Annotated in this window: 1 protein-coding gene; it reads left to right on the top strand. The window is 66.4% G+C overall.

All coding sequences use genetic code 11. The annotated features are described in order from the left end of the window. The coding region (locus ACYQ8L_RS18580) for an aldehyde ferredoxin oxidoreductase C-terminal domain-containing protein (RefSeq protein ID WP_459943307.1) at positions 1-605 on the top strand (605 nt) is incomplete at both ends.

Raw genomic sequence — 605 nt, 5'->3', positions numbered from 1 at the left:
AACGCGGCGATCGAGCTTCTCAAGGAGGTGGGGAAGGGCACGCCGCTGGGGCGGATCCTGGGGTCTGGGGCCAAGGTGACGGGGCAGTGCTTCGGGGTGGCCCATGTGCCGGTGGTGAAGGGGCAGGCGATGCCGGCCTACGAGCCGCGGGCGATCCAGGGGATCGGGGTGACCTACGCCACCTCCACGATGGGGGCGGACCACACGGCGGGCTACGCGATCGCGACGAACATCCTGAAGGTGGGGGGCTACGTGGACCCCTTGAAGCCCGAGGGGCAGGTGGAACTGAGCCGGAACCTGCAGATCGCCACGGCGGCCATCGACTCGACGGGGCTTTGCCTGTTTGTGGCGTTTGCGGTGATGGACAAGCCCGAGGCGTTCGAGGCGGTCTACGAGATGATCAACGCGTTTTACGGCACGAATCTGGGCCCGGACGACGTGACGGAGTTGGGGAAGACGGTGCTCTCGATCGAGCGCAAATGGAACCAGGCGGCCGGGTTCACCAACGCGGACGACCGGCTTCCGGACTGGATGTACCGGGAGCCCCTGCCGCCCCACAACACGGTGTTCATGGTGCCGGACGAGGAACTCGACCAGGTGTTCAA

This window comes from Deferrisoma palaeochoriense (assembly GCF_054656955.1).
This window is presented reverse-complemented; position numbering and strand designations above follow the sequence as displayed.